The sequence below is a fragment of the Spirillospora sp. NPDC047279 genome, assembly GCF_040643285.1.
Lineage (GTDB): Bacteria > Actinomycetota > Actinomycetes > Streptosporangiales > Streptosporangiaceae > Spirillospora.
In genome coordinates, this window is sequence record NZ_JBEYUA010000011.1 from 22,003 (window position 1) to 41,206 (window position 19,204).

Here is a 19,204-nt window from a genome sequence, read left to right on the forward strand (position 1 = left end):
GATGGGCAAGACGATCATGGGTTGTGCGGCGGTCTCGCTGGACGGCTTCATCGCCGACGATCATGACGCGATCGGACCACTCTTCGACGCTTACGGCAACGGAGATGTCACCTGGTCCTTCCCCGGCACCGACGACGAGTTCCAGACCACGCAGGCGACCGCCGACTTCTTGCGCGCCCACTACCGGGACGTCGCATGTGTGGTCATGGGCCGGCGGCTGTTCGACCTCACGAACGGTTGGAACGGCAAGCCCGCGGCGGGAGAGCACGTCTTCGTGGTCACCCACGAACCGCCGAAGAACTGGGAGCATGCCGACACGGCGCCGTTCACGTTCGTCGACGGTGTCGAGGCGGCCATCAGTGCGGCTCTGGACTATGCCGGCGATCGGATCGTCGACGTGGCCGCCGGCCAGATCGGCGGCCAAGCGCTGCGGCTCGGCCTCATCGACCAGATCGTCGTCAATGTCGTGCCCGTGGTGTTGGGCTCGGGCCGCCCGTTCTTCGCCACAGGCTCGATCACCGACCCGATCACGCTCGACAACCCGTCGCAGGTCATACGCGGGGACCGCGTGACGCACCTCGTCTACGACGTCGCGAAGAGTTGAACAGTCCGTTCCGCGGCACGGCCGGAACCGACCCTTGCGGGCAGCCATCGCCCGCTCGCGAGGGTCGATTCGGTGTCCGGTGCCAATATTGCGCACGTAGGCGCTGAGCTGGGCTCTCGTGGGAACTCAGGCAGCCCGGTGGTACTCGTTGAGCGACCCGGCCAGGACGGTTCGCCGCTGGATCGAGCCGAGCCGACGCCGCCTTCAAGATCTCGTTGTGTGCCCTTCAGCGCCTCGGCCATCGCATTGTCATGCGAATCGGCGACCGACCCGGCTGAGGCGACCACGCCGACCGCGCGTGGTGAGCTGGGCCGTCGCGCAAACTGCGGGACCTCATCGTCATATGCCAGGCGCCAGGTGGGGTGCCGCCGGTCGCCGGTGCGTCGGGATGGGAGCGCATCCCGGTGATCGGGCAGCCCACCGTGTCCGCGGAGCGATACCGGGGGGTCCCTGGTCGTCGTCGTGTTCCGATGAGCGCGAGGATTCCGGCTGCGACCGTCAGTCCTCCGGACAGGGCCATTCCGGCTTGAAAGGCGGCGACCGATGCCTTCGCGCGTGCCTGATCGAGCCTCGCCGCCTCCTCGTCGGCCAGCCCGGCGGTGCGCTCCGTGGAGAGGGGACGAGTGGCGGCCTCGGCGATCGCGGCGTGAGATCCAGGACCCATGGGCCGGCGTGCGAGCCCCGAGTCGAGCGTGACGGAGAACTGGATGGTCATCACGACGCCGGCCACCGCGATCGCGACCATGGATCCGATACGGGCAACCGCGTTGTTCAGGGCGGAGGCGACTCCGGCCCGGCCGTCCGGGACGGCCGACATGACCCCCGATGTGAGCGGAGCGACCAGCATGGCCAATCCAAGGCCATGGATGAGGACCGAGATCAGCACCAAGGTGACGGCGGCATCGGGGTCAAGGCCGATGCCCAGCAGAAGCAGGATCCCGATCCCGGCCAGCGTTGAGCCCGCCGCCACGAAGAGATCACCACCCCAGCGATCGGCATACACGGAGAGCCTCCCCGAGAGCAGGGACAGCACCATGACCGGAACCGCACCGATCACGCCGGCCACCGCCGGGTGCAGACCGAGCGCATTCTGGAGAAAGATCACGGTGTAGGTGCCGCTCGCGATCAGCCCGCCATAGAGCAGGAACGTCACGACGTTGAGCACGGCGAATCTGCGATTACGCAACAGCCCGAGAGGCAAGAGCGGGTTGGTGGCCCGTCGCTCCCAGCCGACCAGGGCGGCGGCGGTAAGGCACCCGACCGTGGTCGCGGCCATCACGGCCGGGTGTGACCACCCGAGTTGCGGTCCTTGGATCAGCACGAACGCCGAAGATCCGATCGTCAGAACGGACAACGCCGCTCCGGCCACGTCGACCGTGCCGCCACGACCTCGATCGGTCGACAGGTTGAGCACCCGTAGGAGAAGTAGCAGCGTCAACGCGATCAGCGGGAGTTCGGCCAGGTAGAGCGCCCGCCATCCGACGGCGTCGACGAGGATGCCGCCGACCGGCGGACCGGCGAAGACCGGCACCCCGCTCCAAGCCGCCCACAACGAGATCGCCCAGGTCTTACGTTCTCCGGAGTAGGTGGTGGTGAGGACGGCCATCATGGTGGGCAGGATCAGCGCGACCGCCACTCCTTGCATCAGCCGGCCCGCAACCAGGACTCCCGGTGTCGGGGCGAGCGCGACCACGAGCGTGGCGGCCAGGAACCCGGTGACCCCCAGCACGAGGATCCGGGACGGGCCATAGATGTCGCCGAGCGAGCCGCCGGCCAGCAACAGGCCCCCGAGAGAGAGCAGGAACGCCGCAACGATCCACTGCTGCGTCGACAGGCCCGCATCGAGATCCGAGGTGATCGTCGGCAGTGCGATCGTGGTCATGATCCCGTCCAAGCCGACCGTCGAGGACGCCAGGATGCAGCCCACCATCACCAGCCGCTCGGGTCGCCTCCTCGGCTCCGCCGACGTTCTCACCGCCGTCACGGTTCACCACCTTCAAGGCCTGGATGACGCAGCTTGATCAATGTGGAGGAACCGCCCCACAGGCAGGCGAGCGTCCCGAGCCGAAGCATCGGCGCGTGTTGGCGATGCGTGGTCACAGGTACTCCGCGGTGACGCTCAGCACGCTCATGACGGGGTTCGATTGCCTGCGAAGGTGCCGGCGAAGCCTGCTGCGGAGAGGCAGCAGGCAACGACGAGCAGTGCGTCGATGCCGCGGGTCATCGCGGCGGCGCCGACGGCGGCGCCGATCGCGATCCCGGCGTTGGCGGCGGAGGCGCCGAGCGTTGCCGCGAGGTCGGTCGCCGGCCCGGCCAGGCTCATCAGGCGGAGCTGAAAAGCCGGAACGAACACGAATGCGGCCAACCCACAGACCACCAGCGAGACAGTGGTACTCACAGGGGCCGAACCGGACAGGGCCAGGCTGCCGAGCGCCAGAGTCACGACCGCGCTGGCCGCCACCATCGTGAAGGCAGCCGAACGGTCGGCCAGCCGGCCTCCGACGAACGTCCCCACGGCGCAGGCCGTGCCGAACGCCAGCAGGATGCCGCTGACCGCCGGACCTGTGACGCCCGTGCGGTCCTCCAGGAGCGTCGTGACGTAGGTGTACATGGTGAACACCCCGCCCATCACGAGAACGATCAAAGTGAGGAAGGCCAACACCGAGAACCTCAACGCACGTCGCAGCAAACTGCCCGCTGGACCCGCCTCAGAATCGATGGTCGGAACCCAGCGCAACGTCGCGAGCAATGCCGCTGACGCGGTCGCGGCCACCACCCAGAAGGTGGTCCTCCACCCGAACGCCTCACCGAGCACCCGACCCACCGGTGCGCCAAGCACGGTCGCGACTGCGATGCCGCCGAAGACCAGCGCGATCGCGCTGCCCCGACGCTCCCCCGCCATGTCGGCCGCGTGTGAGGTCGCCAGGCCGATGAACAGCCCGTGCACCGAGCCGGCCACCAGACGCACCACCATGATGGTGGCGAGTGTCGGCGCTATGGCGATCATGCCGTTGCAGGCGGCGAACAGCGCCAGTGCCAGCACCAGTGTCGAGCGCCGGTCCCGCCTGGTCGTCACGACGGCGAGTAGCGGTCCGCCCAGGCAGACGCCGAGGGCGTACGCCGTGACGATGGAGCCGGCCGCTCCGACACTCGCACCAAGATCATCACTGACCAGACCCAGGACGCCGATCGCGGCCAATTCGGAGATGCCGATCACGCAGGCGCCGACCGCGAGCACGAGAGTCGCCAACCGTTTCGGAGTTCTCGTGGCAGGGTCGGGGCTCGTCGCTTTAGCGACGTGGGATTCAACAGCCATGGCCGAAGTTTCAGGAGCAACGGGCGCCGCCGGCAATACACGGTCGCGCATAGGCCGATGCCTGAGAGACATAGACCGAGGGCTTGCCGCCTTTTCCGGGGCCGACCATCATGGGAGCGACGAGTCAGGTGGAGGCACGCTCATGGCCAAGCGCACTCCGGCAGACCTCAACCTGCAGCAGTTGCGTGTCTTCCTCGTCCTCGGCCAAGAACTCCATTTCGGCCGCGCGGCCGATCGTCTCATGCTCACCCAACCCTACGTGAGCCGCACGCTCGCCTCCCTCGAGCGCAGGATCGGTGGCCGTCTTCTCGATCGCACAAGCCGCCGCGTGACGCTGACTCCGCTCGGCAACTCGTTCCATGTCGAGCTGGCCAAGGCCTACGATGAGCTGGTACGGACCATGGAGAGGGCCCGGAACTCCGCGGCAGAGCTTCGCGAGACGCTCGTGGTCGGCTGCACGACGACGAGCGCCGGTCCGGCGCTGACGTCGCTCGTCCGTGACTTCGAGACCAGTCGGCCCCAGTATCGAGTCCGGTTGCACGAGGTCCCGTTGAACCACCCCTACCAGGCGCTGCGCACCGGCACGATCGACGTCCTCGTCCTCTGGCTCCCGGACGAGACCGCCGAGTTCGCGCTGGGCCCGGTGATCGAAGAGCAACCGATGGTGCTGGCCATGCGCAAAGGACACCCGCTCGCGGGTCGCGAAACCGTGAGCGTCGAGGAACTCGCGAACTACGGGATCCCGGCCATGGCCGATGTCGAGGGGCCGAGTTCGGTCGAGCACGCTCTGTGGCCGTCGGAGACTCCTGGGGGTCGGCCGATTCCGCGGGTCGGACCACCATGCCGGTCGATGAGCGAGATCGTCGACTCGCTGGCCAGGTCCGACGCGGCCAAGCCCACCTCCGGTTCGGTCGCACGAGCACACGCTCACCGCGGCGACCTCGCCTTCGTGCAGATGGACGAGGAACCGACGTTGCGCCTTGGACCGATATGGCCGGCAGGGCGCGTGAGTAACGCCATCACGGCATTGATCGAAGTGGCGACCGAGCTCGCCAACCAGCCCTCTCGGATGCCGGGAGAACGTGCTGATCGGGCGGGGTGCGCCGTCAGGGACTTGAACCCCGAACCCGCGGATTAAGAGTCCGCTGCTCTGCCAATTGAGCTAACGGCGCGTGTCGACGTGAGCGCTGGGCGTACCCGGTGCTCCTTGCGACAGAAAGAACAGTAGCAGGCGGTGAGGATGCTGCGCGAATCGATTCCGGCGTCCGGTAAGTGCCTGGTGACCTGCTCTTTTCGGGCGCCGGGCGGCCCGGCGGGGCGGCCTGCGGTCCGTGCGTCAGAAATTGGGGCAATCCGGGGTCGAAGGAGCGGCGAATAGGAGGCAGGTGCGACGGGAGCCTGCGCGACACGCGCAGGCAAGAAGGGACACACCATGCCTAGACGTCTCTCCAGACGGTCACGGACCGTCGCGGTGCTCGCCACGGGGGCAGCACTGATAGCCGGAGGGTCAACCAGCCTGGCGCCGATGCAGGCGACGGCTTCGAGTCACCGCGAGGCGCCGATCATCCAGGCGCTGCCGGAGTACGACAACACCGACGTGTACGCGTTCGTGAGCCCCGACAAGCCGGACACCACCACCCTGGTGGCGAACTTCTGGCCGTTCGAGGAGCCCGCGGGCGGGCCGAACTTCTACAAGTTCAACAAGGACGGCCGGTACGAGATCAACGTCGACAACGACGGCGACTCGCTGCCGGACTGGACGTACCGCTTCACGTTCAAGGACAGCTACCAGGACCAGAACACGTTCCTGTACAACACCGGGCCGGTCCGCAACTTCAACGACGCGACGCTCAACTTCCGCCAGACCTACGACCTCACACTCATCCAACGCCGCGGGGGCGTGGTCGTCGGTACGCGGAGCCTGGCCAGCGACGTTCCGGTGGCGCCCTCGCGCGTCGGGGACGCCTCGATGCCCGACTACCGGTCGCTCCGGCAGCAGGCCGTCAAGGACCTGCCGAGCGGAACGAAGGCGTTCGCGGGGCAGGCGGACGACCCGTTCTTCCTGGACCTGCGGATCTTCAACCTCTTCTACGGAGGCAACCTCAAGGAGGTCGGCAACGACACCCTCAAGGGCTACAACGTCCAGACCGTGGCCGTTCAGGTGCCGACCGCGGCCCTGATCAAGACCGGTCAGCCGATCATCGGCGTGTACTCGGCGGTCCAGCGGCGGAACGCCGCGGGCGGCTTCAGCCAGGTCTCGCGCCTGGGCAACCCGCTCGTGAACGAGGTCGTCAACCCGATCAAGGACAAGGACAAGTACAACGCGTCCGTGCCCTGGAACGACGCCCAGTTCCTGCCCAACGTGACCAACCCCGAGGTGCCGCGCAGGCTCCAGCAGATCTACAACCTGCCCGCGCCGCCCACGCCGCGCAACGACCTCGTCTCGGTCTTCCTGACCGGCGTGCCCAAGCTCAACCAGCCGCCGAACGTGCGGCCGGCCGAGCTGATGCGCCTCAACACCTCCATCCCGCCGTCGGCCGCTCCCAAGCGGCTCGGCGTGCTGGACGGTGACAACGCGGGATACCCGAACGGGCGCCGTCTCACCGACGACACCCTCGACATCTCGCTGCAGGTGGTCGAGGGCGAGCTTCTGGGCACCAAGAACGACCTCGGTGACGCGGTCGACGCCAACGACCAGAAGTTCGAGCCGAACTTCCCGTACGTCGCACTGCCGACGTCCGGGTCGGCCGTCCGGGGCGACTTCGGCTCCACGAACGGCAAGCGCGGCGGTGCCGCGACCGGCAACAGCAAGTCGACGGTCAACTTCGGCAACCGTTCCGCGCAGTCGGCGACCGATGACGACGGCGGGGCGCCCGTTCTGCCGATCATCGCGCTGGCCGGCGGGGCCGCCTTCCTGACCGGCGGATTCCTGATGTGGGCGCGCAGGAGGGCCCTCTGAGACGTGCGCCGGCCCGCTGGGTCCGGGAGCCCCTACCGGGCCGGCGCACCCGATCCGCCGCCGGCCGGCCGGACCGCAGCGATGCGTTCCGGCCGGACCGGCGGCTCGGCTCGATCGGCTCGAACGGCCGCAGGGGTGGCCGACGACCTCGTCCGTCAGAGACAACCGGAGAGACATCCATGCTTGTCGTTCGCAGAATCGCCGCGGGGGCGGTGGTCGTGATCCTGGCGATCGGGATCACCCTGGTGGCCTCCGCCCGGTTCGGCCGCCAGTTCGAGCAGAGCGCCGGGTCCACTCCGCTCGCCGGGGTCGAGGCCGAACGTGTCGGCGGCCGTGACATCGCCCGCCTCCAGGAGCACCTGCGCGAGCAGCCCAAGGACGCGGTCGGCTGGGCCGGGCTGGGCTTGGCGTACGTCGAACAGGCACGGGTCACGGCCGACTCGTCCTTCTACCCCAAGGCCACCGCGGCGCTGGACCGGTCGCTGCGCGTCCAGCCCGACGGCAACGAACCCGCCCTCACCGGCCAGGGGGCGCTGGCCGCCGCCCGGCACGACTTCCCGACGGCGCTCCGCCTCGCCGACCAGGCCCTGAAGGTGAACGGGTACGCGATGCGCGCCCACGCGGTGCGGGTCGACGCCCTGGTCGAACTCGGCCGGTACGCCGAGGCCGAGAAGGCCGTCAAGCACGCGGACGTCACCAAGCCCGGCATCCCGATCTTCACGCGGTACGCGTACGTCATGGAACTGCGGGGCCGCGTCCGTGACGCCGAACGTGTGCTCAAGCTGGCCGCGGGCTCGGCGACCCATCCCGCCGACATCGCCTACGTCCGCACGCAGATGGGCGACCTCGCCTGGAGCCACGGCGACGTCGCCGCCGCGAACCGCGAGTACGCCTTCGCCCTGCGCGTCGACCCGAACCACCTTCCGGCGCTCGACGGCCGCGCCCGCGTCAGCACGGCCCGCGGCGACGTCGCCGCCGCACTCCGCGACCGCCAGGCGCTGGTCGGCCGCGCCCCGCTGCCCTCCCACGTCGTCGCGCTCGGCGAACTGTACGAGGCGAACGGCATGCGGGCGCAGGCGAAGGCGCAGTTCGACGTGGCGGGCGCCTGGGCCGCCATCGCCCGTGCGAACGGCGTCGTCACCGACCTGGAAGGCACCCAGATCGCCTCCGACCACGGCGACCGCGCCGAGGCGCTGCGCGCCGCCCGTACCGAATGGGCCCGCCGCAAGAGCGTCCACGTGGCGGACGCCCTCGCCTGGGCGCTGCACGTCAACGGCAAGGACAAGGAAGCCCTCACCTACGCCCGCCGCGCCGTCGCCACCGGCTACCGCAACGCGATGTTCCGCTACCACCTCGCCGTCATCGAGAAGTCGCTGGGCCGAGACGCCGACGCCCGCCGCGACCTCAAGGCCGCGCTCGACCTCAACCCGCACTTCTCCGACCTGCACGCCCCCCTCGCCCGCAAGGCCCTCAAGGACCTGTCATGAACCGCCGCCGGGCCGCCCTCGCGATGACCCCGTTCCTGGCCCTCCTCACCTTCCTCCAAACCCCACCCGCCCAAGCCGCCGCCCAGCCCTCGACGTCGGCCGCGACCCATGCTCCGGCGTCGGCCGCGGTTTCGGGGGCGGTGGGGGTGCCTCGGCATCCGTTCGGGAACTTCTCGGTCAACCGCTATCACGGGCTGGTCGTCGCCCCGGGCGAGCTCCGCGTCGACCACGTTCAGGACCTGGCCGAGATACCCACGGCCCAGGCCGGAGCGCGGCTGAAGTCCGACCCGCGAGGGTGGGCCGCCGAACGTTGCGCCGAGGCGGCGCGGTCGCTCACCGGCACCTCGTCGGGCCGGCCGCTCACGTTCACCGTGCGCTCGTCCAGTGCCCGGCTGACGCCCGGGCAGGCGGGCCTGCCGACCTCGCGCGTCGAGTGCGCGCTGACCGCACGGATCACGAACGGCCCGCTGACGTTGCAGGACAACGCCGATGCCGTCGGCTGGCGCGAGATCACGGCGCGCGGTGACCGCATGACGCTCACGTCGGCCGACGTGCCCGCGACGTCCCGCAGCCGCCGCCTGACGTCCTATCCGTCCGACCTGCTCTCGAGCCCGCTCTCGCAGCGGAGCGCCGGCCTGCGCATCCGCACCGGCGGCCCGGCTCTCAGTGACCCCGCCGAGAGCCCGGTCACGAAGATTCTGCCTCGCGGGGCCGACAAACCGGCTCAGGCCTTCGCCGACCTGGTCGCCGACCGGCGCCTGACGCTCGGCTTCGGCGTGACCGCGATCCTGATCGCGATCGTCCTCGGCGCCATGCACGCCGTGGCCCCCGGCCACGGCAAGACGATCATGGCCGCGTACGCCGTGAGCCAGGGCCGGCGGGCGCGCCGCGACATCATCACGCTCGGCGTCACCGTCACGCTCACCCACACGGCGGGCGTCCTGGCGCTCGGCGTGATCGTCCTCTCCGGCACCGTCCTCGCTCCAAGCCTGGTCTTCGGCGGGCTGGGTGTGGCCAGCGGCCTCCTGGTCGCCTTCGCCGGGGGCCTGATGCTCCGCCGTGCCGTCCACGCGTACAAGCACGGACACACCCACACGCACACCCACGGCTTCGGTCACGGTCACCACCACGACTTCGGTCATGGCCACCCTCATGGCCACGGCCACGGCCATCACGAGCACGATGACCACGGCCGTCAGCACCACGACGAGGACCACGAGCACGCCCACGGCGGTCCGGACGAGCTCGAACCGAAAGAAGAGAGCGAGCGGGACGACGTTCTCGTCGCCGCGGCCGGACACGACCACGCGCACACCGAACGGGCATCGCGTCGCCGGCGCAGGGTGGACGCCGCCGCGCACCGTGTTTCAGCCGAGCAGGCCCCGGCGCGCAAGCGCAGGGTGGACGGGGCCGCACACCATGCTTCGGGCGAGCAGGCCGAGGCGCGCACGCGGGGCTCGGCCGCGTCGGTGGCCGTTCTGGCCCGCGAGCCAGCACCGGAAACGAAGCCAGAATCGCCGACCAAGCCCCACCACGAGCGCAAGGGCCACTCCCACGGCCCGTCGGTCAGGGGCAGGGGAGCGGCCCTGATGGGATTCGCGGGCGGCATGGTGCCGAGCCCCTCGGCCGTCCTGGTGCTCGTGGGGGCGGCCGCGATCGGCAGGGCCTGGTTCGGCGTCCTGCTCGTGATCGCGTACGGCGTCGGGCTGGCGCTCACGCTGATCGGCGTCGGAGCCCTCGTCATGGGGACCGGTCGCGCGCTGGCCGTCCGGCTGGCCGACCCCGAACGACGTCCGCGCCCGCTCAGGCGGGTGAGCGCCCGCGTCCTGCCGATGGCGACGTCGGCGGCGGTCCTCCTGCTCGGAATCGCGCTGGCTCTCCGCAGCCTGCCCACGACCTTCAGCTGACCGGATCCGGCCACGGGCCGTCGGAGAACACCTGGGAGAAACGATGTGGGGACGTAGGCAACCGGCGGTGCTCCCGGCGAGTCCACGGCCGCTGGGCGACCTCGACGTCCTGCTGCTGAGGGTGGCGCGCGACGACGACGCCGCCTTCGAGGAGCTGTACGACGAGGTGGCCGGGGTCGTCTACGGGTTGATCCGGCGGGTTCTGCGCGACCCCGCCCAGTCGGAGGAGGTGGCACAGGAGGTCCTCGTAGAGGTGTGGCGCACGGCTCCGAGGTTCGACCCCGCCCGGGGCGGTGCGATGGCCTGGATCACGACGATGGCGCACCGGCGCGCCGTCGACCGCGTGCGCTCCGCGCAGGCCGCGACGGACCGGGAGGAACGAGCGGCCAGGCACGCGGCCGAGATCCCCCACGACGAGGTCGCCGAACAGGTCGTGGACCGGCTCGAACGTGAGCGGGTGCGCCGTTGCCTCGAACGGCTCACCGCGCCGCAACGTGAGTCGGTCACGCTGGCCTACTACGGCGGCCACACCTACCGGGAGGTCGCCGAGCTCCTCAAGATTCCGCTGGGCACCGTCAAGACCCGGATGCGCGACGGCCTCATCCGCCTGCGCGACTGCCTCGGCGTACGGGCGGTGTGAGCCGTGCATCAGGACGTGCACGCGTTCGCCGGCCCGTACGTGCTGGGCGCGGTCTCCGCCGCGGAGCAACGGGCCTTCGTCCGCCACCTGGCCAGATGCTCGACCTGCGCGGCCGAGACGGCCGGGCTCCAGGAGACGGCGAGCCGTCTCGCCACGGCCACCGCCGCCGCTCCGCCCGCCCGCATGCGGGTCACCGTGCTCGCCCAGATCGGCGGCGTGCGCCAGGTGCCCCCACCGCGCCGGGCCGTTCACACGCGTCCGTCCAGGCGGCGGACCCGCCTGCGCAGGGTCGGCCTCCCCGGCCTGACGTCCGACCGGCCCCGCTCGATCGCCCTCCGCGCGCCGAGGGTGCTCACCGCCCTGACCGCCGGAGGCGCCGTGGCATGCGTGGCGGTGTCGGTCGTCGCCGGTGTGTCCGCCGAACGGTCGCAGGATCAGTACGCGCGCGCCCTCGCCCAGGAACGTGCCCTCACCTCGGTGATCTCCGCCCCCGACGCCCGTACGGTCACCGCGAGCGCGTCCGGCGGCGGAACGGCGACCGTCGTGGTGTCGCGCGCCCGCGGGCAGATCGTGTTCGCGTCGGCCGGGTTCCCGCGGCTGCCCGAGTCCAAGGCGTACGCGCTCTGGCTCATCGGCCCGACCTCGACGCGTCCCGCCGGGCTCGTCCGCCCCGACGCGGCAGGCCGCATCCCGCCGCTGGTCGCCGGTGACCTGAACGACGCCGACCGAGTTGGCGTCACCGTCGAACCGTCCGGGGGTTCCCCGCGACCGACCACCGCCCCGGTCCTCGCCCTCCCCATAACCTGACCGCCGCGCGCGCATAATCCAGAACTGTGGCGAGTGCGCGGGCGCGCCGGGACGCGGGGAGGGGAGGCTCTGGAGCCAAAGAATGCGGGGCGGGGTGGCGGGAATGCGGGGTGGTGTTCGGGAGCGGAGCGGGGGGTCAGTCTTTGGCGGGGAGGACGCTCATCATGCCGCGCCAAAGGGCGATCGCCGTGGCGCGAGAGCTGACGCCGAGTTTGGCGTAGATGCGGTTGACGTGGTTCTTGACGGTCTTTTCGCTGAGGAAGAGCTGGCGCGCGATCTCGCCATTGGAGCGGCCGCTGGCGATGAGGTCCATGACCTCGGCTTCGCGGGCGGACAGGCCGAGACTGACGCGGCTTGCGTCGCGGACGCTGCGGATCAGGTCGCGGACCGTGAAGGAGCCCGGGACCAGGTGACCGCACGCGCCGCCGCGGATGGCGACCTCGACCGTGCCCCGGTCCTCGGCCGGGGCGAGCACGAAGACGCGCGCGCTGCGGCTGAGGGGCGTGGCGTGGCCGGTGCGTGCGGCGTCGGCGTCGAGGAGGACGATGTCGGGCTTCAGCCGTTCGGCCAGCCCGACCGCGTCGGTACCGTCGCCGGCCTCGGCGATCACTTCGAGTTCTTCGCTGTCGGACAGAAGTGAGACGACATCGGCGCGAGCGTGCGGATTGCCGTCCACCACCATCACGCGCAGGGGGGCCGTTTCGTCGACACTCATCCCGCCTCCGGCGGTTTGACCAGGGGGTGCCATTGCCATGTATAAGGTCGGAGCATAACCGGCCGATCATCGGGAGCCAACGAGCTTAGTCGATGAACGAGGCGTGCGGGATGGATGTGGCCTGGCGTTTCGGGAGGAACCAGGCCATTTCGTTAAGTGCTCTCTCGAACAGGCGGTGCGGAAGACGCCGCGCTCGCCGCGCTCGCCGCGCTCGTCGTGCTCCACGCCCAGGCCGCGAACTCGTCGCTACGCGGCGGTCACCCTGCCCAGGAAGCCGGCCAGGTTGGCGGCGGTCCTGTCGATCTTCTGCTCGAGCGTCAGCGACTCCTCCAGCCGTCCGCCCGGCTCGACGTCCTTCTTGCCGCGCAGGTAGAGCGAGCAGGCCAGGTCGGCGCACATGTAGGCGCCGACCGAGTTGCCCTGCTGCCCGTTCCGTCCCGCCCGGCGCGCGGTCATCAGCGAGACGCCGTCGCCGGTGTGGCCGGTGAGGCAGAACGAGCACATGCTGCGCCGCAGGTGCCCGGCGTGCGGCGCGGCCCGGCGCAGCGCCACGCCCGTGAGCCCCTCGCCCGACTCGGCGATCAGGTAGGCCCGTTCCGGCGCGCCGGGGTCGCGCCAGCCGAGGAAGTCCAGGTCGTCCCATGGCCGCCCGTCCAGATCCCGCGGTACGGCCAGGCGCTTCGCCTCACCCTTGCTGCAGTTGACGAAGGACGCGCGGATTTCGCGTTCGGTCAGCGGTCTCATACATGAGAGGCTAGGTTTCCTAGGAACATTAGGCAAACGATTAACCCTCCTAGGGAGGCGGGTGCATGGCACGTGCGGGGCTGACCCCCGAACGCCTGACCGTGGCGGCGGCGGACCTCGCGGACGAGGTCGGCTTCGAGAACGTGACCGTCTCGGCGCTCGCGCGCAGGTTCGGCGTCAAGGACGCGAGCCTGTACTCGCACATCCGGAACGCGCACGACCTGAGATCACGGGTGGCCGTCCTGGCCCTGGCCGAGCTCGCCGACCGCGCCGCCTCCGCCCTCGCCGGACGCGCCGGCAGGGACGCGCTGGTCGCCTTCGCCGGCGCCTACCGCGACTACGCCAAACGGCACCCGGGCCGGTACGCCGCCGCCCAGATGGAACTCGACCTCGAGACCCTGGCCCGCAGCGCGGCCGCCCGCCACTCGGAGATGACCCGGGCCATCCTGCGCGGCTACGACCTCTCCGAGCCCGACGAGACCGACGCCGTCCGCCTCCTGCACAGCACGTTCCACGGCTTCGTGAGCCTGGAGCGGGCGGGCGGCTTCGCCCACACCACCCCGCCCCGGGACGCGGACGCCACCTGGTCGAGGACCCTCGAAGCCCTCGACACCCTCCTCAAGAACTGGCCCCCACCGTGACGAAAGCCCTGCTCATCCTCAAGGGCGACCAGGGAGGACCGGCAAACGATCTTCATGGTCGTGGGCTCCGGCGCCATGCGCCGGGGCCCACCACCACGCAGCGACGCGCTAGCGGTCCATCAGCGCGAACACGCCCCACCCGAGGTACTCACGCTGGTACCTGACGTGGCGGGCGGGCTCGGTGGTGAGCTCCGCGCGCATCTGGCCGTACAGCTCGTCGTGCGGGTTGGCGTCCAGCCAGCGGCGGATGTTGAGCCATTGGGCCGCGGCGTACCGGTCCCAGCTGTCCTGGTCGGCGAGGACCATTTCCACCACATCGCAGCCGAGCTCACCGAACTGCTCGATGAGCTCGGGCAGCGGAAGGAAGTCGTCCCTGCCGGTGGCGTGGCAGTGGTCGACGGTGGTCTGGTCCGGGGGCTCGCGGCGCCAGTACACCTCGCCGATCAGCATGATCCCGCCGGGCGCGAGGCTGCGCCGCAGGAGCCCGACCGTGCCCGCCGTGCCGCCGCCGATCCAGGTGGCGCCGACGCACGCGGCGATGTCGACCGGCCGGTCGGCGACGTGGCCCGACGCGTCACCGTGCACGAAACCGGCACGGTCGGCGACGTCCAGCTCTTCGGCACGTGCGCGGGCCCTGTCGATGAACACGGTGCTGATGTCCACCCCGGTGCCGTGCACGTGATGATCACGTGCCCAGGTGCACAACATCTCGCCCGTGCCGCACGCGAGATCGAGCATGGAGGCGCCCGGCGGCAGGTGCAGGGCCTGCCCCAGGGTGGCCAGCTTCTCGCTGGTCAGCGGGTTGTGGATGCGATGGCTGCTCTCGCGGATGGTGAAACTACGTGGAAGATCCACTTCTGGGAGTCCTTCGGTCCAGAGAAGTCATGAATGTCCGGGAACGCTCCCGCTGCGGGAAACAGAGAAGCCCTGGTCATCTTCGCGATGACCAGGGCTTCTCTTGATTTCTCGCCTGGGGTGAGTGAGGGGACTTGAACCCCCGACATCTTGGACCACAACCAAGTGCTCTGCCAGCTGAGCTACACCCACCAAGGCCGGATCAACGACCGGCTTCAAAGAGTGTAGCGCCTCCGGAAGGGTGCATGGCCACCCCGCGAGGGGCGTTCAGCCGGACGAGGCCACGATCTCGGCGGCGAGGTTGCGGGCGGTGTCGGAGTCGGGGCCCGGCTGGTCGACGAAGACGGCGGCGCGGTAGTAGCGCAGCTCCTGGATGCTCTCGGTGATGTCGGCGAGCGCCCGGTGGCCGCCCTTCTTCTCGGGGCTGGCGAAGTAGACCCGCGGGTACCAGCGGCGCGCCAGCTCCTTGATCGAGGAGACGTCGACCATGCGGTAGTGCAGGTGTCCGTCCAGCGCGGGCATGTCGCGGGCGAGGAACGAACGGTCGGTGGCGATCGAGTTGCCGCACAGGGGGGCCTTCTTGGCGTCCTTCACGTGCTTGCGGACGTACTGGAGGACGGTGTCCTCGGCCTCCGCCAGGGTGACGCCGCCGGGGAGGACGTCGAGCAGGCCCGAGGTGGTGTGCATGTCGCGGACCACCTTGGACATCTGGGCGATGGACTCCTCCGGTGGTTTGATCACCACGTCGACGCCCTCGTCGAGGATCGTGAGCTCACTGTCGGTCACCAGCGCGGCTATCTCGATCAGTGCGTCCCTGTGTAGATCGAGCCCCGTCATCTCGCAGTCGATCCAGACCAGCCGCTCGTTCACTCCGTGCCCTCTCACCTGCGGAAACTCCGTGTTGAGGTCCGCGCATCGCCCACGTGGCCGACGAGGGCGCAGCAGAGAGTGCAGCATGGGTCGCAGCACGCCCACAGCCCTGGTCAACGTGGACACCAAGACAGGCTACGCCGGTCGGCAGTGCTTCTCGACCTTGGTCCGCGGCGATGTCGGGAAGCCGATGAAATGACATGGATGCGGCCGTCGTCATCGGGTTTGAGTGAATCGACGAGGAGCGCGAGATCGCCGCCGCGGGTCGCGGCACCGGCCCGGAGGGGGCTGACCGCTCATGACCCGAGTATGGGCGTCCACCCAGATGATCGGGACTCCCCGGAGCCGTCCTCACCTGGCCGTCGCGGCGCCCCGATCGGCGATGTGGGCCGGGACGGGGATGCCGGAGCGCAGCAGCGGGTCGGCGATCGGGGCCTCGAACACCTGGCGGACGGGCACGACGCCGGCCCAGACGTCCAGCGCGTAGTCCTCCTCGTCGTCGGACGGCGGGCCGGTGCGGACCTTGACGGAGGCCTCCTCGAGCGAGAGCGCGAGGACGGCGGTGCCGGCGAGCTCCTTGCGCGTGGGCCGGCGGGCCACGTCCCACTGCCCGGGGGCGAGCTGCTCGCTGACGGCGCGGAGCCCGGCGAGCTTCTCGTCGTCCCCGGTCACGGCACGGGGCGCTCCGTAGATGATCGCGCTGCGGTAGTTGATCGAGTGGTGGAAGAGCGAACGGGCCAGCACGAGGCCGTCCACGTGCGTGACGGTGACGCAGATCTCCTGGCCGCGGCCCTCGATGAGGCTGCGGGCGCCGGTCGACCCGTGCAGGTAGAGGGTGTCGCCGTCCCGCCCGTACCCCGTCGGGATCACGCGCGGCGTGCCGTTCACCACGACACCGAGGTGGCAGATCAGCCCGCCGTCGAGCACCTCGTACAGGCCGGAACGGTCGGTCAGCCCGCGCTCGCTGAGGCGGCCGAGGCGGGTGCGGTCGGTGGAGGACAGGGGTGTCGCGTTCATGGGGCCTACGCTAGGAGGAGAGTGGCCTGGCCAGTAGGGCCACTTGGTGCAGAAACCGGGAGACCACTTGCCGACCCTCGACCTGCCGCTCACGGTCGATCGTTCCACCGACGAGCCGATGAACGTCCAGCTCACCCGCCAGCTGCGCGCCGCCATGCGGGAGGGGCGCCTGGCGGCGGGCGAACGCCTGCCGTCCAGCCGGGCGCTCGCCGGCGTCCTCGGCGTCAGCCGGACGGTCGTCACCGAGGCGTACGAGCAGCTGTACGCGGAGGGCTGGATCGAGGGCAGGCACGGATCGGGCACGTTCGTCACCGACATCGCCCCCGCACCGCCGACGTCCCCGGACCCCGCCCCCACGACTGATGAGGCCCCGCCCCCGGCCCGGCAGATAGCGGCGACCAAGCCGGGCCCCTCGGCCCGTCGTCCAGGTGTGTCTGCGACCAGGCCGGAAGCCCTGGCCCGCCGCCCAGGTCCGCCTGCGGCCGGGGCGGAGGCGCACGTGAGCGGGCCAGAGGCAGGCGGCGCGGATTCGCGGCCAAGGGCCCACGGGACGGATCCTCGCCCGGGAGCAGGGGAAGTGGGGGCGCGGCAGGGGAGCGGCGGGGGTGACCTGCGGCCGGGGGTGGCTTGGGTCGGGGGGCTGGACACGCCTGCGTGGCGGCGGGCTTGGCGGTTGTCCGCCACGGTGGCGCCGGCCGCCCGGCCGGATCCGCGTGGGTTGCCGGGGTTGCGGACGCTGCTGGCCGACAATGTGCGGCGCAGCCGTGGCGTCGTGTGCTCGGCCGAACGGCTGCTGGTCACGCGGGGGTCGACGAACGGGCTGGACCTGCTCGCGGCGACCGTGCTGCGGCCCGGCGACCGGGTCGGGGTCGAGGATCCGGGGTACCAGAAGGCGCGGTCGGTGCTCACGGCGCGGGGCGCCGAACTCGTGCCGTGCCCGGTGGACGAGCACGGGCTGATCGTGGAGGGGCTCCCGGACGATCTGCGGCTCGTCTACACGACGCCGTCGCACCAGTACCCGCTGGGCGGGGTGCTGCCGGTGCCGCGCAGGCAGGCCCTGCTGGCCTGGGCGCGCCGGACCGGGGCGTTGGTCGCCGAGGACGACTATGACGGTGAGTTCCGGTACGACGTCGCGCCGTTGCCCGCGCTGTACGGGCTGGACCCGGACGTGGTGGTCTACCTCGGGACCACGTCCAAGACCCTCACGTCCGACATGGGCGTCGGATGGCTGGTGGCCCGGCCCGATCTGCTCGAGGCGATCGCGGCGCGGCGGGCGGCGTTCAACGACCGGACGGCGGTCGTGCCGCAGGAGGCGCTGCGGTTGTTGCTCGAACGTGGTGACCTCGAACGTCACGTCCGCCGCATGCGGGCCGAGTACGCGCGCCGCCGGGCGGTCGTCGCGGAGTCGCTGGAGGGGCTGACCCTGCGCGGTGACACGGCGGGGCTGCACCTCGTCGTCGAGCTGCCGGCCACCGAGACCGAACGGGTCGTCCGCGAGGCCGCGGCCGAGGGTGTCTTCCTGGACACCGTCGGACGCCACTACATGGGCACGCCGGAGGTGTCCGGGCTGGTGATCGGTTACGGGTCCGCGGCCGGGCTCACCGAGCTGAGGACCGCCTGCACCCTCGTACGAGCGCTGGCGTCCCCCTGACCCGGCGGGTGGCCGGGGTCAGTGGTGGGCGGGCTCGACCGGGCGGACGGAGTCGGCGGGGCGGGCGGTGTCGGTGGGCGGGTCGGCCACGGCGCGGACCAGGTCGGCGGGGCGGTGGAGCCGGGTGGGAGGCCGGGCGGGCTCCTCGGCGGCGCGGCGCGGCTTGGGGATGGCGGCGACGGGGGTGTCCGGGCCGGTGATGCGGCGGATGTCGATGCCGCCGGGGTCCGGGCGGCCGGTGCCGGGGACCTGCGAGCTGCCGAAGTGGCCGCCGCGGGCCCATTCCCTGCGGTCGCGGCTGGAGTGGTACGACTGCGGCGAGGGGAGCGGCGGGCCGGCGGGCCAGCGCCGGGTGACGCCCCAGGAGTCGAGCCAGCGCATGATCGCGTCGAGGCCGGTGAGCAGGGTGTTGGTGAACGGGTCGCGGGCCTGGCCGACGACCATGATCTGCATGCACACCCGTCCCTCATGGCCCACGGAGCCGAGCAGCGGGGCCGCGCGGGTGGCGGGCACGCACTGGATGATCTCGCCGGAGCACGGGTTCCACACCACATGCGCGGCGCGGCCTTCCCGGAGCAGGTCGGCGGCCACGGAGCGGGCCGAGACCGTGCGCGGGTCGGACTCGCTGCAGAACCAGGTGACGCGGGGAGCACCTCCCCTCAGCGCTCCACCGTCGTGCTTTGCCGGCATGCGTCCGGCTCCCGGCAGCCATGCGTCTGCCACGGTGCGTCCCCCCCAATCGGGCGGTCGGGCCCCGAATGGTCTAGTCCTCATGTTCTAAGCCCGGCGGAACCCTGAAGTCCAGCCTGCCGCCGTGGGCTGGTTTCGACGGCGATCACACGCCCAGTCCGCTAGATACCGGTCTGATCGTGTGTCGATGCAGATGCGTACCCTTCCTGCTGCTCGAATCCACCTCGTGACCGGGGTTTCCTGGGAACAACCTGGGAGCGTGCGCCCTGGCTGAGAGTGTCCGCCCAGGTCGGGAGGGTGA

At 70.8% G+C, this 19,204-nt stretch carries 17 protein-coding genes and 2 tRNA genes; 9 read left to right on the forward strand and 10 right to left on the reverse strand.

Translation table 11 applies throughout. The features are described 5' to 3' along the window. The first annotated feature begins 1 nt into the window (after position 1). Complete coding sequence (locus tag ABZ810_RS27195; RefSeq protein WP_358407914.1) at positions 2–604, forward strand: dihydrofolate reductase; 603 nt, start codon at positions 2–4, stop codon at positions 602–604. 226 nt (positions 605–830) lie between these two features. Here ABZ810_RS27195 and ABZ810_RS27200 read toward each other — a convergent pair whose 3' ends face one another. Together ABZ810_RS27200 and ABZ810_RS27205 are read right to left on the reverse strand one after the other, a co-directional pair. Next, positions 831–2,588: an MFS transporter gene (locus ABZ810_RS27200; RefSeq protein ID WP_358407915.1), complete on the reverse strand. Its 1,758-nt coding sequence runs from the start codon at positions 2,586–2,588 to the stop codon at positions 831–833. 144 nt (positions 2,589–2,732) lie between these two features. Beyond that, positions 2,733–3,920, reverse strand: coding sequence for an MFS transporter (locus ABZ810_RS27205; protein ID WP_358407918.1), 1,188 nt, complete (start codon positions 3,918–3,920; stop codon positions 2,733–2,735). A 142-nt stretch (positions 3,921–4,062) separates the two neighbouring features. Between ABZ810_RS27205 and ABZ810_RS27210 the strand changes: the two genes are divergently transcribed. After that, the gene (locus ABZ810_RS27210) at positions 4,063–5,058 is read left to right on the forward strand and encodes a LysR family transcriptional regulator (RefSeq protein WP_358408484.1); all 996 of its coding nucleotides are present in this window, start codon (positions 4,063–4,065) and stop codon (positions 5,056–5,058) included. On the opposite strand, the gene ABZ810_RS27215 is transcribed toward ABZ810_RS27210, so the two are convergent. Further along, a tRNA-Lys gene (locus ABZ810_RS27215) sits at positions 5,020–5,092 on the reverse strand. The two genes, ABZ810_RS27210 and ABZ810_RS27215, sit on opposite strands and share 39 nt — an antisense overlap. 353 nt (positions 5,093–5,445) lie before the next feature. Between ABZ810_RS27215 and ABZ810_RS27220 the strand changes: the two genes are divergently transcribed. The 5 genes from ABZ810_RS27220 (at position 5,446) to ABZ810_RS27240 (ending at position 11,720) form a co-directional block, all read left to right on the forward strand. Continuing rightward, entirely contained in the window at positions 5,446–6,879 is a 1,434-nt protein-coding gene (locus ABZ810_RS27220; RefSeq protein WP_358407920.1) for a DUF4331 domain-containing protein, read from the forward strand. A 179-nt stretch (positions 6,880–7,058) separates the two neighbouring features. Beyond that, entirely contained in the window at positions 7,059–8,366 is a 1,308-nt protein-coding gene (locus ABZ810_RS27225; protein WP_358407922.1) for a hypothetical protein, read from the forward strand. Further along, the gene (locus ABZ810_RS27230; protein ID WP_358407925.1) at positions 8,363–10,273 is read left to right on the forward strand and encodes a hypothetical protein; all 1,911 of its coding nucleotides are present in this window, start codon (positions 8,363–8,365) and stop codon (positions 10,271–10,273) included. Before ABZ810_RS27225 ends, ABZ810_RS27230 begins: the two co-directional genes overlap by 4 nt. 67 nt (positions 10,274–10,340) lie before the next feature. After that, on the forward strand, positions 10,341–10,913 hold the full coding sequence (locus ABZ810_RS27235; protein ID WP_358407927.1) for a sigma-70 family RNA polymerase sigma factor: 573 nt from the start codon (positions 10,341–10,343) through the stop codon (positions 10,911–10,913). 3 nt (positions 10,914–10,916) lie between these two features. Further along, complete coding sequence (locus tag ABZ810_RS27240) at positions 10,917–11,720, forward strand: anti-sigma factor (RefSeq protein WP_358407929.1); 804 nt, start codon at positions 10,917–10,919, stop codon at positions 11,718–11,720. A 136-nt stretch (positions 11,721–11,856) separates the two neighbouring features. On the opposite strand, the gene ABZ810_RS27245 is transcribed toward ABZ810_RS27240, so the two are convergent. Continuing rightward, complete coding sequence (locus ABZ810_RS27245) at positions 11,857–12,435, reverse strand: response regulator transcription factor (protein ID WP_358407931.1); 579 nt, start codon at positions 12,433–12,435, stop codon at positions 11,857–11,859. A 246-nt stretch (positions 12,436–12,681) separates the two neighbouring features. Further along, complete coding sequence (locus ABZ810_RS27250; protein WP_358407934.1) at positions 12,682–13,179, reverse strand: FBP domain-containing protein; 498 nt, start codon at positions 13,177–13,179, stop codon at positions 12,682–12,684. A 65-nt stretch (positions 13,180–13,244) separates the two neighbouring features. Between ABZ810_RS27250 and ABZ810_RS27255 the strand changes: the two genes are divergently transcribed. Beyond that, positions 13,245–13,820, forward strand: a complete 576-nt coding sequence (locus ABZ810_RS27255) for a WHG domain-containing protein (RefSeq protein ID WP_358407937.1) — start codon at positions 13,245–13,247, stop codon at positions 13,818–13,820. A gap of 108 nt (positions 13,821–13,928) precedes the next feature. On the opposite strand, the gene ABZ810_RS27260 is transcribed toward ABZ810_RS27255, so the two are convergent. The 4 genes from ABZ810_RS27260 to ABZ810_RS27275 all read right to left on the reverse strand — a co-directional run bounded on the left by ABZ810_RS27260 (position 13,929) and on the right by ABZ810_RS27275 (position 16,562). After that, a complete protein-coding gene (locus tag ABZ810_RS27260; RefSeq protein ID WP_358407939.1) occupies positions 13,929–14,675 on the reverse strand; it encodes a class I SAM-dependent methyltransferase in 747 nt (248 codons plus the stop codon). A gap of 116 nt (positions 14,676–14,791) precedes the next feature. Then, positions 14,792–14,867, reverse strand: a tRNA-His gene (locus ABZ810_RS27265). A 75-nt stretch (positions 14,868–14,942) separates the two neighbouring features. Continuing rightward, positions 14,943–15,545: an oligoribonuclease gene (orn, locus tag ABZ810_RS27270; protein ID WP_358408487.1), complete on the reverse strand. Its 603-nt coding sequence runs from the start codon at positions 15,543–15,545 to the stop codon at positions 14,943–14,945. A gap of 351 nt (positions 15,546–15,896) precedes the next feature. Then, the gene (locus ABZ810_RS27275) at positions 15,897–16,562 is read right to left on the reverse strand and encodes a pyridoxamine 5'-phosphate oxidase family protein (protein ID WP_358407940.1); all 666 of its coding nucleotides are present in this window, start codon (positions 16,560–16,562) and stop codon (positions 15,897–15,899) included. A gap of 118 nt (positions 16,563–16,680) precedes the next feature. On the opposite strand from ABZ810_RS27275, the gene ABZ810_RS27280 reads away from it, so the two are divergent. Continuing rightward, on the forward strand, positions 16,681–18,213 hold the full coding sequence (locus ABZ810_RS27280) for a PLP-dependent aminotransferase family protein (RefSeq protein ID WP_358408489.1): 1,533 nt from the start codon (positions 16,681–16,683) through the stop codon (positions 18,211–18,213). An 18-nt stretch (positions 18,214–18,231) separates the two neighbouring features. On the opposite strand, the gene ABZ810_RS27285 is transcribed toward ABZ810_RS27280, so the two are convergent. Further along, positions 18,232–18,903 (reverse strand): hypothetical protein, encoded by a 672-nt coding sequence (locus ABZ810_RS27285; protein ID WP_358407942.1) that lies wholly within the window; start codon positions 18,901–18,903, stop codon positions 18,232–18,234. Between the last annotated feature and the right edge of the window lie 301 nt (positions 18,904–19,204).

Coding starts and splice junctions, on each gene's coding strand:
- ABZ810_RS27280 (WP_358408489.1), top strand. CDS start 16,681: ATGAACGTCCAGCTCACCCGCCAGCTGCGCGCCGCCATGCGGGAGGGG.
- ABZ810_RS27230 (WP_358407925.1), top strand. CDS start 8,363: ATGAACCGCCGCCGGGCCGCCCTCGCGATGACCCCGTTCCTGGCCCTC.
- ABZ810_RS27210 (WP_358408484.1), top strand. CDS start 4,063: ATGGCCAAGCGCACTCCGGCAGACCTCAACCTGCAGCAGTTGCGTGTC.
- ABZ810_RS27220 (WP_358407920.1), top strand. CDS start 5,446: ATGCAGGCGACGGCTTCGAGTCACCGCGAGGCGCCGATCATCCAGGCG.
- ABZ810_RS27255 (WP_358407937.1), top strand. CDS start 13,245: ATGGCACGTGCGGGGCTGACCCCCGAACGCCTGACCGTGGCGGCGGCG.
- ABZ810_RS27195 (WP_358407914.1), top strand. CDS start 2: ATGGGCAAGACGATCATGGGTTGTGCGGCGGTCTCGCTGGACGGCTTC.
- ABZ810_RS27285 (WP_358407942.1), bottom strand. CDS start 18,903: ATGCCGGCAAAGCACGACGGTGGAGCGCTGAGGGGAGGTGCTCCCCGC.
- ABZ810_RS27245 (WP_358407931.1), bottom strand. CDS start 12,435: ATGAGTGTCGACGAAACGGCCCCCCTGCGCGTGATGGTGGTGGACGGC.
- ABZ810_RS27250 (WP_358407934.1), bottom strand. CDS start 13,179: ATGAGACCGCTGACCGAACGCGAAATCCGCGCGTCCTTCGTCAACTGC.
- ABZ810_RS27275 (WP_358407940.1), bottom strand. CDS start 16,562: ATGAACGCGACACCCCTGTCCTCCACCGACCGCACCCGCCTCGGCCGC.
- ABZ810_RS27225 (WP_358407922.1), top strand. CDS start 7,059: ATGCTTGTCGTTCGCAGAATCGCCGCGGGGGCGGTGGTCGTGATCCTG.
- ABZ810_RS27205 (WP_358407918.1), bottom strand. CDS start 3,920: ATGGCTGTTGAATCCCACGTCGCTAAAGCGACGAGCCCCGACCCTGCC.